This window comes from Klebsiella sp. BIGb0407 (assembly GCF_024807845.1).
In the GTDB taxonomy this organism is placed as follows: Bacteria; Pseudomonadota; Gammaproteobacteria; order Enterobacterales; family Enterobacteriaceae; genus JGM124.
Map to the genome: position 1 here is coordinate 216326 of NZ_JANUEQ010000003.1, position 16249 is coordinate 232574.

Annotated in this window: 16 protein-coding genes; 3 read left to right on the plus strand and 13 right to left on the minus strand. The window is 50.7% G+C overall.

Going from position 1 to position 16249, the window contains the following annotated elements; translation table 11 throughout:
* Positions 1-38: 38 nt before the first annotated feature.
* From accD to pdxB, 5 genes are all read right to left on the minus strand, one after another.
* A complete protein-coding gene (gene accD, locus M2387_RS11060; RefSeq protein ID WP_259049260.1) occupies positions 39-959 on the minus strand; it encodes an acetyl-CoA carboxylase, carboxyltransferase subunit beta in 921 nt (306 codons plus the stop codon).
* Positions 960-1091: 132 nt separating this feature from the next.
* Complete coding sequence (locus M2387_RS11065) at positions 1092-1754, minus strand: DedA family protein (protein ID WP_259049846.1); 663 nt, start codon at positions 1752-1754, stop codon at positions 1092-1094.
* Between the two features lie 22 nt (positions 1755-1776).
* Positions 1777-2592, minus strand: coding sequence for a tRNA pseudouridine(38-40) synthase TruA (gene truA, locus M2387_RS11070; RefSeq protein ID WP_259049261.1), 816 nt, complete (start codon positions 2590-2592; stop codon positions 1777-1779).
* Positions 2592-3608: an aspartate-semialdehyde dehydrogenase gene (locus M2387_RS11075; protein ID WP_259049262.1), complete on the minus strand. Its 1017-nt coding sequence runs from the start codon at positions 3606-3608 to the stop codon at positions 2592-2594. The genes truA and M2387_RS11075 overlap by 1 nt, the downstream gene beginning before the upstream one ends.
* 65 nt (positions 3609-3673) lie before the next feature.
* On the minus strand, positions 3674-4810 hold the full coding sequence (pdxB, locus tag M2387_RS11080; protein WP_259049263.1) for a 4-phosphoerythronate dehydrogenase PdxB: 1137 nt from the start codon (positions 4808-4810) through the stop codon (positions 3674-3676).
* 123 nt (positions 4811-4933) lie between these two features.
* Here pdxB and flk point away from each other — a divergent pair, with 123 nt between their 5' ends.
* The gene (gene flk / locus M2387_RS11085) at positions 4934-5959 is read left to right on the plus strand and encodes a flagella biosynthesis regulator Flk (protein ID WP_259049264.1); all 1026 of its coding nucleotides are present in this window, start codon (positions 4934-4936) and stop codon (positions 5957-5959) included.
* A gap of 29 nt (positions 5960-5988) precedes the next feature.
* Here the strand turns inward: flk and M2387_RS11090 are convergent, their stop codons facing one another.
* Both M2387_RS11090 and fabB read right to left on the minus strand, forming a co-directional pair.
* Complete coding sequence (locus M2387_RS11090; protein ID WP_259049265.1) at positions 5989-7170, minus strand: MFS transporter; 1182 nt, start codon at positions 7168-7170, stop codon at positions 5989-5991.
* Between the two features lie 285 nt (positions 7171-7455).
* The gene (fabB, locus tag M2387_RS11095) at positions 7456-8676 is read right to left on the minus strand and encodes a beta-ketoacyl-ACP synthase I (protein WP_259049267.1); all 1221 of its coding nucleotides are present in this window, start codon (positions 8674-8676) and stop codon (positions 7456-7458) included.
* A 161-nt stretch (positions 8677-8837) separates the two neighbouring features.
* Between fabB and mnmC the strand changes: the two genes are divergently transcribed.
* The gene (mnmC, locus tag M2387_RS11100; protein WP_259049268.1) at positions 8838-10868 is read left to right on the plus strand and encodes a bifunctional tRNA (5-methylaminomethyl-2-thiouridine)(34)-methyltransferase MnmC2/FAD-dependent 5-carboxymethylaminomethyl-2-thiouridine(34) oxidoreductase MnmC1; all 2031 of its coding nucleotides are present in this window, start codon (positions 8838-8840) and stop codon (positions 10866-10868) included.
* A 40-nt stretch (positions 10869-10908) separates the two neighbouring features.
* Here the strand turns inward: mnmC and M2387_RS11105 are convergent, their stop codons facing one another.
* The 6 genes from M2387_RS11105 to prmB all read right to left on the minus strand — a co-directional run bounded on the left by M2387_RS11105 (position 10909) and on the right by prmB (position 15499).
* Positions 10909-11187: a YfcL family protein gene (locus tag M2387_RS11105; RefSeq protein WP_259049269.1), complete on the minus strand. Its 279-nt coding sequence runs from the start codon at positions 11185-11187 to the stop codon at positions 10909-10911.
* A gap of 28 nt (positions 11188-11215) precedes the next feature.
* Positions 11216-11761 (minus strand): elongation factor P hydroxylase, encoded by a 546-nt coding sequence (locus M2387_RS11110; protein ID WP_259049270.1) that lies wholly within the window; start codon positions 11759-11761, stop codon positions 11216-11218.
* Positions 11762-11774: 13 nt separating this feature from the next.
* Positions 11775-12572 carry a sulfite exporter TauE/SafE family protein gene (locus tag M2387_RS11115; RefSeq protein ID WP_259049273.1) on the minus strand — a complete coding sequence of 266 codons (798 nt, stop codon included), beginning with the start codon at positions 12570-12572 and terminating at the stop codon, positions 11775-11777.
* A gap of 11 nt (positions 12573-12583) precedes the next feature.
* Complete coding sequence (gene mepA, locus M2387_RS11120) at positions 12584-13408, minus strand: penicillin-insensitive murein endopeptidase (protein WP_259049275.1); 825 nt, start codon at positions 13406-13408, stop codon at positions 12584-12586.
* Positions 13401-14498, minus strand: a complete 1098-nt coding sequence (gene aroC, locus M2387_RS11125) for a chorismate synthase (RefSeq protein WP_259049277.1) — start codon at positions 14496-14498, stop codon at positions 13401-13403. Before aroC ends, mepA begins: the two co-directional genes overlap by 8 nt.
* A gap of 68 nt (positions 14499-14566) precedes the next feature.
* A complete protein-coding gene (prmB, locus tag M2387_RS11130; protein WP_259049278.1) occupies positions 14567-15499 on the minus strand; it encodes a 50S ribosomal protein L3 N(5)-glutamine methyltransferase in 933 nt (310 codons plus the stop codon).
* A gap of 174 nt (positions 15500-15673) precedes the next feature.
* On the opposite strand from prmB, the gene smrB reads away from it, so the two are divergent.
* On the plus strand, positions 15674-16225 hold the full coding sequence (smrB, locus tag M2387_RS11135; RefSeq protein ID WP_259049280.1) for an endonuclease SmrB: 552 nt from the start codon (positions 15674-15676) through the stop codon (positions 16223-16225).
* The last annotated feature ends 24 nt before the right edge of the window (positions 16226-16249 follow it).

The following is a 16249-nucleotide window of genomic DNA, read 5'->3' on the forward strand; positions in this document are numbered from 1 at the left end:
AAAAAGGGCAGAACCCGAAGGCCTGCCCTTGTATTCGATCAGGCCTCTGGACCCTGCTCCGGTACTGGCGGAACCTCTATCGGCTCGCGCGGAGCGTCAAGATTAGGTGCTGGCAGATTCATAAATTTAGCCAGCAGGCAGCCCAGCTTGTGACGCATTTCAGGACGACGAATTATCATATCGATAGCGCCCTTCTCAATCAGAAACTCACTACGCTGGAAGCCCGGCGGCAGCTTTTCTCTGACCGTTTGTTCAATAACACGCGGGCCTGCAAAACCGATCAATGCTTTAGGCTCTGCAATATTTAAGTCTCCCAGCATGGCGAAACTGGCAGAGACACCGCCCATCGTCGGGTCAGTTAACACCGAAATATAAGGCAGACCCTGTTCCTGCAATTTCGCCAGAGCAGCACTGGTTTTTGCCATCTGCATCAGTGACATCAGCGCTTCTTGCATACGCGCACCGCCAGAGGCAGAAAAACAGATCAACGGACAGTTATCTTCCAGGGCTTGCTCAGCAGCACGGACAAAACGGGCACCCACGACGGAGCCCATTGAACCGCCCATAAAGGCAAACTCAAAAGCAACGGCGACGACGGGCATGTTATATAAGGTGCCTTTCATGGCAACCAGCGCGTCTTTTTCACCGGTTTCTTTCTGCGCGGAAAGCAGTCTGTCTTTGTATTTTTTAGAGTCCTTAAACTTCAGGACATCTTTTGGCTCAAGCTCACTACCCAGTTCTACCATTGTACCCTGATCAAACAGGCTGGTAAGACGAGCCCGGGACGCCATACGCATATGGTGGTCACACTTAGGGCAAACACCAAGATTGCGCTCCAGCTCAGCACGGTATAACACCTGCCCACAGCTATCGCACTTGGTCCACACCCCTTCAGGAATGTTCGCTCTACGGGTTGGAGTAATGTTACTTTTATTAAGAATTCGTTCAATCCAGCTCATTGATGACCTTCTGCTCGCACCTGGTCGATGCCAGTTTTTCTAAGACAGCACTCTGTCTCAGACCATAAATGGGATTCATTAAAACACAACGGCACGAGACTTTGGATAAAAAAGTGCTCGAACCGCTGTCATCTATGATTTTGATTGCTTCGCGGCTGCACGTTTATGGCGAATAACTTCAATTACGCCAGGCATAATCGACAGCACAATGATACCCACAATCAAGAGTTTCAGGTTTTCCTGTATTATCGGCAAGTTTCCAAACAGATAACCCGCATAAGTAAACAGTAAAACCCAGATAACCGCGCCTGTCACGTTATAGAAAGCAAAACGACGATAGCTCATATGCCCCATGCCGGCGACAAAAGGCGCAAAGGTTCGCACTATTGGCACGAAGCGCGCAAGAATAATCGTTTTTCCGCCATGACGCTCGTAAAATGCATGGGTTTTATCAAGATAGCTACGACGGAAGATTTTTGAATTCGGATTACTGAATAATCTTTCACCAAAGAGTCTACCAATAGTGTAGTTAACCGCATCCCCGATGATCGCCGCCGTTATCATCACAGCAACCATCAAGTGTACATTCAAATCATTTGTCGGTAATGCAGCAATCGCACCGGCAACAAAGAGTAACGAGTCTCCAGGCAGAAACGGCGTTACGATAAGTCCCGTTTCACAGAATAAGATCAGGAATAATATCGCGTAAACCCAAATACCGTATTCTGCGACTAACTCAGCTAAATGTGCATCGATATGTAAAATAAAATCTATAACAAGATAAATAAAATCCATCATCGGGTCGGTTCCAGGCAAATTAGTCAGCTAAAAAAAGAGGCCCAGCGGGTAGCTGCGGCAAAGCAAAACGATCCGGATAGTCAACCGACACCAGGTACAGCCCTTCTGCTTTCGCAGTTGCTGCTGCTTTAGTGCGATCTTTCACCGCCAGCAATTCAGCCATCCAAGTTTCATCCTGATGACCACAACCAATTTCCATCAAGCTACCGACAATATTGCGCACCATATGATGCACAAAAGCGTTGGCTTTAATTTCCACAACGATATAAGCGCCATAACGTGTCGCTGTGATATGTGACAGGTTACGCCAGGGCGTGCGTGACTGACACTGTACCGCACGGAACGAGGTAAAATCATTTTCCCCTAACAGACTCTGGGCAGCACGGTGCATTTTATCTGCGTCCAGAGGGAAGTGAAAATGAGTGACACCTTGTTGCAAAATTGCCGGACGCAAACGGTGGTTAAAAATCACATAGCGATAGCGACGAGCCGTTGCGCTAAAGCGAGCGTGAAAGTCCTGATCCACATGTTTTACCCAGCGTACGGCAATATCACTCGGTAAGTTGGTATTGACGCCCATAGTCCAGGCCGCATCTTTACGGTCTGCACGGGTTTCAAAATGCACCACCTGGCCGGTGGCATGCACCCCTGCATCAGTCCGGCCCGCACAAAACACCGTCACAGGTTCATTGGCCACCTGTGAAAGCGCTTTTTCCAGCTTTTCCTGTACGCTGCGAACTTCGTTCTGGCGCTGCCAGCCATAATATTTACTGCCGTCGTACTCGATGCCGAGCGCGATTTTGTACAGCGGACTGTCGCTTAGCACCCCGGACATCAGTACATATACTCCTGGACCAGTTTCTCGGCCGTTTTAATCGCCATTAATGCGCCACCGAAACGGACATTGTCAGCCACTGACCAGAACTGAATCTGGGACGGTATGCCATAGTCATTCTGTACACAGCCCACAGAGAGATGAACCTGTCCTGAAGCATCAGCCACTTGAGTCGGGAAGTCACCCGCTTCAGACAGCTCCACCTCTTCAGCCATAGTAAAGGCATCACGCGCCTCTTCTTCAGCCAGAGGACGCAGCGCCTCGAAACTCACCATCTGCGCATGGCCGTAGAATACCGGGGAACGAATCATACTGGCCGAGACCGGTAATCCTTCATCCTGTAGTACTTTACGCACTTCGTTAACCAGACGTCGCTCTTCGCTCACACTTCCTTCAGCGTCAGGCACCCGTGGTAACATGTTGAACGCCAGCTGACGACCAAAGTAGTCACCTTCTTCATCAACCGGAATACCATTAAGCAGACGCGCACTTTGCCCGGCTAACGCATCCACCGCGGCTTTACCGTCTGCGGAAACAGACAGCAAGCTGGTCACTTGAATGCGAGATAAACCGCCTTTTTCAATCAGCGGCTTTAATGCATTCAATAACTGGCTGGTCAGGCTACCGGCAACCGCGACCAGAAAGCGATTACGGTACTCGCTGAGTACATATGGGTTAACATCAGGAACCACTAATGGCACATCAGGTTCCATCGCAAATAAACCGCTGGAGTCGATAACCAGACAACCCGCATTCGTTGCTTCTTCAACATAGTCAGCTGAGGCTTGCGCGCCGGCGACGAAAAAGGCCAGCTGGGCCTGAGTCCAGTCAAACTCTGCGGCATCCTGAACCTTGATAGTTTTGCCTTCATAACGCAGGTTTTCACCTGCACTTTCACTGCGTGCCAGAGCGTATAGCTCTCCGACCGGGAACTGACGTTCAGCCAGCAGTTCAAGCAACGCAGAGCCAACGGCACCGGTGGCACCTAAAATGGCAATATTCCAGCCTTCAGACATGTTGATTTACTCCAGAAAAAAAACAGCACCCCAAAGTCATTACTCTGGGGGCAAGAAGATTGCGCTTAATCCCGGGTCTGATAAACCGCATTAAAGCCTAATGCCTGCAAAAGGGTCGCGGTATTTGTATCACTGCACTCGACACACAGTGATGACCACTCCCGACGCTCAGCATAGTGTTTTCTGAGTTTATCAAATTCACCCGTGATTCCAACCACACTACGCAGCAGGGCATCATCGCGGCGGACATCATACACCAGATGAACCAGTCTTTTGAGTATCGCTTGATTCAATGCCCCGCTTAGCGAAATAAAGCCGATATCAGCCGCAGGCAACAGGGTATCCAGCGGGATCTGTTGTGGCTGACCGATAAACTGACTGAAGGCTTCAAATACCTGAGTCGTCCCGCGTGCTTTACCTTCCAGAGTATAGCCCGCGATATGGGCAGTCCCAATATCGACCCTTGCCAGTAACTCGGCATTAAGATCCGGTTCAGGTTCCCAGACATCCAGTACGGTACTGAGTTCCTGCCCCTGTGCCAGACAGTGCAGCAAGGCGTCATTATCCACCACTTCTCCCCGGCAGGCATTAATCAAAATAGCACCGGGTTTTAATCGGCGGATGAGGGATTCAGACGCCAGGTGTAATGTCTTATAGGGGCCATCGAGATATAACGGAGTATGGAAAGTCAGAATATCCGCGTCCTGAACCAGTGACTCCAGAGAATGAAAATCTTCGCTATCACCACGGTCTGCACGCGGTGGGTCGCAGAGTAAGGTTTTGACACCCCAGGCATTGAGCCGCGCCTGTAGACGCGAGCCTACATTACCGACACCGATAATCCCGACTGTACGATCCGTCAAAGTGAAACCATCACGCTCGGCGAGCATCAGCAGAGCAGAAAACACATACTCCACGACCGCAATCGCATTGCAGCCCGGTGCTGCGGAGAATGCCACCCCAGCCTGCTGTAAATAGTCTTCATCAATATGATCGGTGCCCGCGGTCGCAGTGCCGACAAATTTAACCGGCTTACCGTCCAGCAAACTGCGGTTAACTTTAGTGACTGAGCGTACCATCAGCGCGTCTGCATCACTGAGTTCTGCCAGCGGTATTGGTCGTCCGGGAACGGCTTTGACCTCACCCAAACGGCTGAATAAATCAACGGCATAGGGCATATTTTCATCAACGAGGATCTTCACGTGATTACCTGTCTGTTAATCGTCAAGATAAGGCCGAATAGTGTGCCATAATCTTGCGTCCGGACAATGGGCTGGATGGTAATGTTTTGTCGTCTCGAAAGTAAGTTTAAGGATTAATTGATAATGCAACCTATCCAGGGCGCAATACCACGTCCTCCGGGGGAACCTCAGCCCCCGACAAAATTAGCGGGCGAATCGCCGCTTTCTGCAGTGCAACGCACAGTGCTGGAGCGATTGATTACGCGTATTGTCGCCTTAAACCAGCAACAACCCGCCGATGTCTGGACGGGCGTAAAGCAGGATTTGAAATTAAAAGCTGATGCTCCCCTGCTCTCAAAACACTTTCCTGCAGCTGAACAAAATCTTAATCAACGTTTAACGCTGACACAAAATACACTGGTCACCCGTCAGACTATTCATCAGTTGACGCAATTGCTCCCACAAGGCAATAACCGTCAGGTGGTCAGTGATTTTATTCGTCAGCAGTTTGGCCAGACCGCTTTGAGCCAGTTAACGCCGGCGCAGCTGAAAACGGTACTAACACTGGTACAAAATAATCAGCCCGGCACAGCACCGCTGCCGCTTCAGACGCCAATGGCACAGAGTACGCCCGTCGTTGAACCTCTGCTTCAGCCGGTGGAGCAAAATATTCTGAATCACCTGGTCAGTAAGCTGGCGACAGCCACCGGGGAGTCGGGTAAGCAAATCTGGCAGAACTTACTTGAACTGGTCAGTCTGAAACCCGGAGAGCCGATTCCGGGTAAACTGTTTGCTCCGCTGTCGAACTTTTTGCAGGCGCATCACACCCTGAGTCAGCATCCCTCCCCCACGCTGGAGACCGTTCAGGCAGCACTTAAACAACCTCTGACTGAGCCGGAACGTGAGTGGATTGCGGATTACAGCCAGCAACGCTTTCAGGTAACACCACAAACTATTCTCACACCATTCCAGGTTCAGGATCTGTTAACGCAAATTTTGCTTAACCGTACCGAACGTCAGTCGGGCGTTATCGAGGTCAGAGATATCAAACCGATTGTCAGTCCATTTTTTGCGAGCACGATAGAATCGATTAAAAATATCAGTACCCGTAATTCAACGGCGATGATTGCTCTGCTGGTGGCTATTTTAGTGTTGTGGATTCTCTTTTAAGTGAAAATCCCCGCTAAGCGGGGATCGGATTATTTCCGAAAACACAGCAGGGTAACCATTACGCCCAGTAAGGCCGCAATAGCCGCGGTTAAAAAGACCGATGGGTAGCCATAGGCGGTAGCGAGAATCCCGGTTAACGGGCCACTGATACCGTATGAAATATCCTGGAAGGCCGCATAACCCCCCAGGGCAGTACCACGAACCTGAGGGGGAACGCGTTTCACCACCTCGACACCGAGAGCCGGGAATATTAAAGAGCAGCCCGCGCCGGTTAATGCCGCACCGAGCAGTGCTATTCCTGCTCCGGGTGCCTGCCAGAGTAGTATCAGCCCGAGGATTTCAACCAGCAGTGAAAAAATAGCTACTTTGACGCCGCCATAACTGTCTGGCATCCAGCCAAACAGGATGCGCACCAGAACAAAAGCGCCACCAAAAGCGGTTAACGTCAGCCCGGCATGAGCCCAGTTGTTCGCGGCAAAATAGAGGGAAACAAAAGTACCGATAACCGCAAAACCCACCCCTTGCAGAGCCAGACCGACGCCAGGCTGCCAGATAAGCCCGATGACGTTTAACAGCGAAGGACGTGACCCTTTATGTGCCGGAACCGACCTCACGGTGGCATTAAACAGTAAGGCAAACACCGGTAACAGTAAGGTTGTCACGCCAAGAGCCACAAAGCCCCACTGGTTATTGAGTAGCAAGCCTAAAGGCGCGCCGACGGCCAGCGCACCATAAATGGCAATGCCGTTCCACGACATCACTTTACCTGAACGGTCTGGCCCGACTAATCCCAGCCCCCAGGTCAGGTTGCCGGTCAGTAACTGGCTTTCACCGAAGCCAAGGATCAGACGACCGACTATCAGTATGCCAAATTTGGCTTCAGGGCCTACCGGCAATAATGCGGCCAGGAGATAAGCGCCGCCAGCCAGGCCGCAGGCAAACATGCCTTGCATTACGGAACGCTTCGCACCGAACTGATCGGCCAGACGCCCCGCGTAGCCTCGAGTTAACACGGTAGCTAAAAACTGAATACCCACCGCAATGCCGACCATAGTATTACCATAGCCAAGCTCATTATGAACAAACAGCGGAATGACCGGCAGGGGTAATCCTACGGTCAGAAAAACAATGAATACGCTAAAAGCGATGCGAAAAAGCGAGACACTGGATGATTTCGACGATTGCAGATGGGAATCGGACTGGACAGACATAAAACCTACTCCATTTAAGCAGAGTCAGGCGGGAAAAGACCACGCCCCCTCTTCTGAGCTATCAGATTAAAGGTGCGTTGGTTTACGTAAACGCTTACGCATTATCAAAGTGATAATGGGGAGGCCGAATAGTGCATCGGTCTGAACAAAGTGTCAATATCTTGTAAAGTAAAACAATGTCGTAGCATGAAAGGCAAAACAGGTCAGAAAAAAACGCAGGCGGGGACGAAAAATAAAAAGGGCGCCGTTAATACAGGCACCCTGATTCTTATCGCTTAGGGATGATTATGCGTCAAGCTTACGCATCACCAGCGTGGCATTGGTGCCACCGAAACCAAAGCTGTTAGACATCACTGTTTTCAGTGGTGCATCGGTCGCTTTAGTGACGATATTCAGGCCAACCGCCTTCTCATCAAGTTCATCAATATTGATGCTTGGTGCGATAAAGCCATGTTCCAGCATCAGTAAGCTATAAATAGCTTCCTGAACGCCTGCGGCACCCAGAGAGTGACCGGTCATGGCTTTAGTGGCAGACATTGAAGGTGAGGCATCGCCAAAGACTTCGCGAATTGCGCCCAGCTCTTTAACATCACCGACAGGGGTAGACGTGCCGTGGGTGTTGAGGTAGTCAATCGGAGTATCAACGCCGTGCATTGCCATTTTCATGCAACGAACCGCGCCTTCGCCTGATGGCGCAACCATATCCGCACCGTCAGAAGTCGCGCCGTAACCAACGATTTCTGCATAGATATGCGCACCACGAGCTAGAGCATGTTCCAGCTCTTCAACGACCACCATGCCACCGCCGCCAGCGATAACGAAACCGTCACGGTTTGCATCATAGGTACGGGACGCTTTTTCTGGGGAGTCGTTGTACTTGGTAGACAGAGCGCCCATAGCATCAAACTCACAAGCCATTTCCCAGCACAGCTCTTCGCCGCCGCCAGCAAATACGATGTCTTGCTTGCCCAGTTGAATCTGCTCGACTGCGTTACCGATACAGTGGGAAGACGTGGCGCAGGCAGAACTGATTGAATAGTTTACGCCGTGGATTTTAAATGGCGTTGCCAGACAGGCAGAAACACCAGAACCCATCGCTTTAGTCACGACGTAAGGGCCAACGGCTTTCAGGCCGCGAGGGCTACGCATTGCATCAGCGCCGAAGACCTGGAAGCGTGGAGAACCGCCGCCAGAACCGGCAATCAGACCAACACGCGGGTTATTCTGATAAGCTTCAGTACTTAAACCCGCATCCTGAATTGCCTGCTCCATTGATAAATAAGCATAGATAGATGCATCACTCATGAAACGCACAACTTTGCGATCGATGAGACCGGTAGTGTCCAATTTAACATTCCCCCACACATGGCTACGCATGCCGGAGTCTTTCAACTCCTGAGAGAAAGTAATCCCTGAGCGCCCTTCACGCAGAGATGCCAGGACTTCCTGCTGGTTATTACCGATGCTGGATACGATGCCCAGGCCCGTAATCACTGCACGTTTCATTCAAATACCTCTTTCACTGCTTAATTATGTAGGATTTCGATGAGCACAATAGCGTACAGTTGTACGCCGAACAAGTCCGATCAGCCAGATTATTCAGAAATTTGCGCCGCTTTACATCGCTCGCTATTATTATTATTCCTCCCGACAGACGAGTAACTTACGTGAAATACGCCCCGGTAAAGCCCGCTAATCTTGGTTTCAACGAAGAAGGTACACCTGTATCTCGAGATTTTGATGATATCTATTTCTCTAACGATAGCGGGCTTGAGGAGACGCGTTATGTCTTTCTTGGAGGCAATAAGTTACCGGAACGATTTACCAGCCATAGCCTACCGTTATTCGTGGTTGCAGAAAGTGGTTTCGGTACCGGACTGAATTTTCTGGCGTTATGGCAGGCATTTGATGAGTTTCTCCAGAAACAGCCTGAAGCAACGCTAAAACGTCTCCATTTCATCAGTTTTGAAAAATTTCCGCTAACGGTAGCGGATTTAATCCTGGCCCAGCAACACTGGCCAACTCTGGCTCCTTATGCAGCCGAACTACAGCGACAGTGGCCCGACGCTATCGCTGGCTGCCACAGGTTATTACTGGCCGATGGACGTGTGACGCTGGATTTATGGCTGGGAGATATTAATGAACTGGGACCACAGCTTGACGATCAGCTAAATCAGCAAGTTGATGCCTGGTTTCTTGATGGTTTTGCGCCAGCAAAAAACCCGGATATGTGGACTCAGGAACTGTTTCAGATGATGGCACGTACAGCTCGCCCGGGCTGTACCCTCGCCACCTTTACCGCAGCAGGTTTTGTCCGCCGCGGCTTGCAGGAAGCCGGGTTTAGTATGGCAAAAAGCAAAGGTTTTGGCCCTAAGCGTTCCATGCTGGTGGGTGAAATGATACAGCCTCTGCCACAAACCTTACGCACACCCTGGTATGCACGTTCAGGTAGCCAGCAGCGTGAAGTTGCCCTGATTGGCGGGGGCGTTGCCAGTGCTTTACTGGCACTGGCACTATTACGGCGGGGCTGGGAAGTCACGTTATATTGTGCCGATGATGCACCGGCGCGAGGTGCTTCAGGTAACCGTCAGGGAGCACTGTATCCACTGTTAAGCGCCCATGATGCCGCCCTGGCACATTTTTTCCCGGCCGCTTTTACCTTCGCCCGTCGTGTATACGATAGCCTGCCGGTCAATTTTGATCATGACTGGTGCGGTGTCACACAGCTGGCCTGGGACGAAAAAAGTGCGCATAAAATAGCGCAAATGCTCAGCCTGAATTTACCGCCCTCTATTGCCTTTGAGGTTGATGCAAAGACTGTAGCCGAAACCTGTGGCGTAGTGACCGATTGTGATGGAATTACTTATCCACAAGGCGGCTGGCTGTATCCCGCTCAGCTCACGGCGCTGACCCTCGAATTAGCCCAGCAACAGGGGCTTAAAGTATTCTATAACCATGAAGTAACCGACCTGAAACAAACCGAATCCGACTGGCAGTTAACTTTTTCCAGTCAGTCCCCGCGTGAACATCAAGTCGTCGTGCTGGCAAACGGCCATAAAATTAACCATTTTTCGCAGACCCGGGAACTGCCGGTCTATGCGGTGGGGGGACAGGTCAGCCATATTCCGACTAACCCTACTCTGGGTGCGTTACGCCAGGTACTGTGTTACGACGGGTATCTCACCCCGGTTAATCCTGAAAACCAGCATCATTGTATCGGTGCCAGCTATCATCGCGGGCAGGAAGAGATGGTCTTTAATGAGGAAGATCAGCTGCATAACCGTCAGCGCCTGATTGACTGCCTGCCTGACGCCGACTGGCCGAAAACCATTGATGTGTCTGATAATCAGGCCCGCTGCGGCGTGCGTTGTGCTACGCGCGATCACCTGCCGATGGTAGGAAATGTCCCGAACTATGAAGCGATTCTGACACAATACGCGACGCTGGCTGAAGCTCCTGAAAGTGCAGCGCCTGCCCCAGTTTATACGAATCTGTTTATGCTCGCCGCGCTGGGCTCACGCGGGCTCTGCAGTGCACCACTGAGCGCAGAGATTCTGGCGGCACAAATGAGCGAAGAACCGATTCCGATGGATGTCGGTACCCTGGAAGCGCTGAACCCTAATCGTTTGTGGGTGAGAAAATTACTGAAAGGAAAAGCGGTGGTTACCACCCGGCATTACTCGTCTTCGCCGTTATAGCTAAGAGGCCCGTTTCCGTTCGAGGGAAACGGGCCTGATATTATGCGTTTTTAGCCTGGGTATAAAGCTTATCCCACATTTCAAGCACCAGAACCTGGTCACGGGGAGAAAGTTCACCCGCACTAATCGCCTTTTCCAGGCTTTCGCTGACCTGACGATAAAGAGCTTCGTGGGAGTGGTCTTCACCAAACTCCAGTTCCGAGATAGAAAGGGTCAGATGGCCGCGTAAATAACCGCCGGCAAATAACTCGTCATCCGTGCCATGTTCAACCATACCGTCGATGGACGCCAGAATATGTGACTCAAACTCCGCGAGCATGTTACTTCCTCTTTACTCATTGTTAGGATTATAGATCTTCAGGCCAGGGAAACAGCTCTGCGGTCAACGGCGGAACATGGTAATACTCCCTCAGAGCGCTAATCAGTTTCGCCGGACGTTCAGGTATCCCCTGTTCAAGATAGTGCATCACCTGAGCATGTACCCTGCGCTGAAAAGCGATACGATCAGGCTCAACATCACCACTGAGGTTGTCACAGCTGACATTGAAAGGAAAACCTGCGGCCACGCAGAGTAACCACTCCAGCGCCTGAGGTTTAACTTCCACATCTTCAAACTGGCTTTGCGTCTGGGCATCTCGCCCGTCCGGACAATACCAGTAACCAAAATCGACCAATTTACGCCGCTCTTTACCGGCAATACACCAGTGGGATATTTCGTGCATGCCACTGGCATAATAACCATGGGCAAAAACAATACGGTTAAACGGTTGTTCATCATCTGCGGGCAGATAGATAGGTTCATCATCACCTTTAATCAACCGGGTATTAAACTCAGCCAGGAAACAACGGTCGAAAATATCGATCAGTTCCTGATAATGATGGCTGTTACTCATAATTTTTTTCCACTCAAGCCACGCCTAACCAACGAAGAATATCAGCCCCATGACTGTCATAGAGCAGTTTCATGCTCATGACTGCCGAGACGACGACTATCATCGGTCGGATCAATTGTTGCCCTTTACTCAATACCAGACGCGATCCAAGACGTGCGCCAATAATTTGTCCAAAAAGCATCACCAGGCCCATGCCCCAGACGACTTTACCGCTAATCATAAATAGCAATAAACCACCGATATTTGAGGTGGCATTCAGTACTTTGGCATGTGCCGTTGACTTCGCAAGGTTAAAACCACACAGGGTCACAAACGCCAGGGTATAGAAAGAACCTGCGCCCGGACCAAAGAAACCATCATAAAAACCGACACAGCCGCCAGCAACCAGCGCAAACGGCAGACCATGAAGACGACGATGTCTGTCTTCTTCCCCAAGCTTGGGCATGAGTAAGAAGTAAAGGCCAATACCAATCACCAGCACCGGTAAAATCTGGCGCAGAATATCAGACTCAATATGTTGTACTAATAAAGCACCGCTAACAGAGCCAATAAATGTCATCAGAATATTGAGTTTCTGATCGGCAAGACTGACGGCTTTACGACGAAGAAAATAGACCGAAGAGGCGATGGATCCCCCACAGGCCTGGAGTTTGTTGGTCGCCAGAGCCTCAGCAGGCGACATACCGGCCGCTAGCAATGCGGGAACGGTCAGCAACCCACCGCCTCCAGCCAAAGCATCAATAAACCCTGCCAGCATAGCGACCATAAACAGCACGCCCAGCATTGTAGGGGAAACAATAAACCATTCCATTAATTTATCCGTTATAAAGCATGCTCATCCAGCAAGGCCTGACAGGAAGCCGGTAAAGGTGGCGGCGTGGTCGGTTTAGAAGGTGAACTTCCGGGAGCTGGTGGTGCAAACCAACTCTGTAATTCAGCCCCGCAGCCATCACCTGCTGGCGGTTCCGGCTGGTCCAGGCACTCAAAACTGTTTGCCGGGCAACGTAAACGCACATGCATATGGGCGCGATGCGCGAACCACGGGCGGACTTTATGTAACCAGTCGCGGTCAGCTCCCGCATCCAGGCAAAGCTGTTGCTTGATGGCAGGATTAACAAAAATTCGCGTTACTTCAGAGTCTTTGGCTGCCATTTTGATAAGGCTATCAATTTCCGGACTCCATAAGGCAGGTACGACACGCTTACCATTTGCCGCGACTAAATCAATCGCCTGGGGACGTAGTAGCTGAGCAGAAGTCCAGCGTTTTTTCGGTAGCTGTAAAAAAATATCGACATCCAGCCCGGTCTGATGGCTGGCATGCCCTGAGCTGAAACGTCCTCCGGCTGGCATCCCCATATCACCCACCAGTACGGTCCCGCCTGTTTCCAGGCGGGCCTGCTGGCTGAGACGCTGAATAAATGCCACTAAATCCGGATGACCAAAATAACGACGCTGATCGGGACGCATCACCTGATAGTGAGCGTCCTGAAGCGCCAAGCCATGAGCTCCGACAATACAGCCATTTGAAAAACCGCCAATAGACTGAGCACTGCCGTTAATCGGATGTTCAATCTTCTGCCATGGCGTTGCCGCCATGGCTTGAACACAGGCTGTCAGCGCCAATAATCCGGTCAGGATTTTATTCATTCCCTCTCCAGCTTGGGAGTGTGCAATTCACATCCCCATTCTGCGCACGCTGACGCAGCAAGTGATCCATCAGCACAATAGCGAGCATTGCTTCTGCGATAGGCACCGCACGGATCCCTACACAAGGATCGTGACGGCCACGGGTGATCATCTCTATTTCTTCACCCTGCCGATTAATCGTCTTACCTGGTACGGTGATGCTCGAAGTCGGTTTCAGTGCCATATGGGCAACAATTTGCTGGCCGCTGCTGATTCCGCCGAGAATACCGCCCGCATGATTACTCTGGAAACCCTGCTGAGTTATCTCATCGCGGTTCTGGCTGCCACGTAGATTAATCGCGCCAAAACCTTCACCGATTTCAACGCCTTTTACCGCGTTGATGCTCATCAAGGCATGCGCGATATCGGCATCCAGTCGATCAAAGACAGGCTCGCCAAGTCCTGGCGGTACATTGTCAGCCACGACGGTGATTTTTGCGCCGATCGAGTCGCCTTCTTTTTTCAGCTCACGGATCAGTTCATCAAGGGCAGTAATTTTGTCCGGATCCGGGCAGAAGAACGGGTTAGTTTCGACCTGACTCCAATCCTTAATCTCTAAGGGAATATCGCCCATTTGTGTCATACAACCGCGTATCACAATGCCAAATTTCTGCTCGAGATATTTTTTAGCAATCGCTCCGGCAGCTACACGCATCGCGGTTTCACGCGCTGAGGAACGGCCACCGCCACGATAGTCACGGACACCGTATTTCTGCTCGTAGGTGTAATCCGCATGACCCGGACGGAAGACGTCTTTGATAGCACTGTAATCCTGCGAACGCTGATCGGTATTTTCAATCAGCAGACCGATACTGGTACCGGTAGTGACACCTTCAAAGACACCAGAGAGGATTTTCACCTGATCGGGTTCACGGCGTTGTGTGGTATAGCGAGAGGTTCCCGGGCGACGACGATCGAGATCGTGTTGCAAGTCAGCTTCGGTCAGGCTGATGCCCGGCGGTACGCCGTCAACAATACAACCCAGCGCGATGCCGTGAGATTCCCCAAATGTCGTTACTCGAAAAACCTGTCCAATACTGTTACCAGCCATCACGGCTCCTTACCGTTGTCGTCGTTGTTGTCTGTTTTAATTATTCTAACCGTAAGCGTGATTACGGCTTAATCCTTATAGCGAGCGAACCAGGTTTGCGCCGCTAGCAGTTGTGATTTGGTGAGCATAAAGACACCATCACCGCCTTTATCAAACTCAAGCCAGGTAAAGGGCACGTCCGGATACTGTTCAATCAGATGTACCATGCTATTTCCGACTTCACAAATCAGTATACCGTCGTCAGTGAGATAGTCAGGTGCACAGCCAAGAATACGGCGCGCCAGTTCCAAGCCATCGCTACCCGCAGCCAGACCCAATTCCGGTTCAAAATGATATTCGCCCGGCAGGTCAGACATATCTTCCGCATCAACATAAGGCGGATTCGTGACAATAATATCGTACTGAATTTTTGGCAGGTCACGGAATAAATCGGAACGCATTGGCGTGACGTTATTTTCCAGGCAATGTTCAGCGATGTTGTGCTCAGTAACAGCCAGAGCATCAACTGAAATATCCACTACATCGACATCGGCTTCCGGGAAGGCATAAGCGCAGGCAATGCCAATACAACCGCTTCCGGTACACATGTCCAGGATATGACGCGGCTGATGATTAATAAGACCGGCAAAGTGATTGTTAATCAGCTCACCTATCGGTGAACGAGGCACCAAAACACGCTCATCAACATAAAACTCATGACCGCAGAACCAGGCTTTGTTAGTCAGATAAGCGACGGGAATACGCTCATTCACCCGACGAATAACCCGCTCAACAATCAGATGACGCTCGCTTGAGGTCAGGCGTGCAGTACGCATATCCTCTGGAATATCCAGCGGGAGATAGAGACTTGGCAGGACCAGTTGAACAGCTTCATCCCACGGATTGTCGGTGCCGTGACCATACCAAATGTTGGCGGCACTAAAGCGGCTCACCGACCAACGTAACATATCCTGAATGGTATGCAGTTCATTCACTGCCTCATCGACAAAAATTTTATCCATGCTGCCCTCCGCAGGCGACTCATGCTTGTTCAATAATAAGCGGCTAGTTTGCCATGAAGACCGGGACAAATCAGCATTCATAATGCGATGTGTGCTCTGGAATATATCCTTTTCTTTCTTGAAGGTCGGGAAAACGGGTAAACTGAGGATAAAATGAATGCGAGAAGAGAAAATATGAAAAAGTCCTCACCGCTCAGTTCAGAAGATGAATCCCTGTTCCGGGGCCTGATGACTGATACAAAAAAGCTCACCCAGGATACGATTGTTCATCGCACGGTGCGTAAAAAGATAACTGAAGTGCCGGTAAAACGTCTGCTACAAGATCAGGTCGATGCCAGCCACTATTTTTCGGATGAATTTCAGCCTCGCCTCCCCTCCGAAGGTCCGACGCGCTATGTACGAGAAGATGTCAGCCATTTTGAGTTAAAAAAAATTCGCCGCGGTGATTACTCCCCGGACCTATTTCTTGACCTGCATGGTCTGACTCAGCAACAAGCAAAACAAGAGCTGGGCGCATTAATTGCCGCCTGCCGCCGTGAACATGTGTTTTGTGCCTGTGTGATGCACGGGCATGGAAAGCATATTCTCAAGCAACAAACACCTCTGTGGCTGGCACAGCACCCTCATGTGATGGCGTTTCATCAGGCCCCGAAAACCTATGGCGGCGATGCAGCCTTACTGGTGCTGATTGAAGTCGAAGAGTGGCAGCCACCTGAACTGATTTAATCTGCGGAACGCATAACGAAAAAA

Coding starts and splice junctions, on each gene's coding strand:
- M2387_RS11105 (WP_259049269.1), bottom strand. CDS start 11,187: ATGCTCGCGGAGTTTGAGTCACATATTCTGGCGTCCATCGACGGTATG.
- M2387_RS11075 (WP_259049262.1), bottom strand. CDS start 3,608: ATGTCTGAAGGCTGGAATATTGCCATTTTAGGTGCCACCGGTGCCGTT.
- smrB (WP_259049280.1), top strand. CDS start 15,674: ATGAAAAAGTCCTCACCGCTCAGTTCAGAAGATGAATCCCTGTTCCGG.
- prmB (WP_259049278.1), bottom strand. CDS start 15,499: ATGGATAAAATTTTTGTCGATGAGGCAGTGAATGAACTGCATACCATT.
- M2387_RS11065 (WP_259049846.1), bottom strand. CDS start 1,754: ATGGATTTTATTTATCTTGTTATAGATTTTATTTTACATATCGATGCA.
- flk (WP_259049264.1), top strand. CDS start 4,934: ATGCAACCTATCCAGGGCGCAATACCACGTCCTCCGGGGGAACCTCAG.
- M2387_RS11115 (WP_259049273.1), bottom strand. CDS start 12,572: ATGGAATGGTTTATTGTTTCCCCTACAATGCTGGGCGTGCTGTTTATG.
- M2387_RS11110 (WP_259049270.1), bottom strand. CDS start 11,761: ATGAGTAACAGCCATCATTATCAGGAACTGATCGATATTTTCGACCGT.
- aroC (WP_259049277.1), bottom strand. CDS start 14,498: ATGGCTGGTAACAGTATTGGACAGGTTTTTCGAGTAACGACATTTGGG.
- accD (WP_259049260.1), bottom strand. CDS start 959: ATGAGCTGGATTGAACGAATTCTTAATAAAAGTAACATTACTCCAACC.
- fabB (WP_259049267.1), bottom strand. CDS start 8,676: ATGAAACGTGCAGTGATTACGGGCCTGGGCATCGTATCCAGCATCGGT.
- mepA (WP_259049275.1), bottom strand. CDS start 13,408: ATGAATAAAATCCTGACCGGATTATTGGCGCTGACAGCCTGTGTTCAA.
- truA (WP_259049261.1), bottom strand. CDS start 2,592: ATGTCCGGGGTGCTAAGCGACAGTCCGCTGTACAAAATCGCGCTCGGC.
- M2387_RS11090 (WP_259049265.1), bottom strand. CDS start 7,170: ATGTCTGTCCAGTCCGATTCCCATCTGCAATCGTCGAAATCATCCAGT.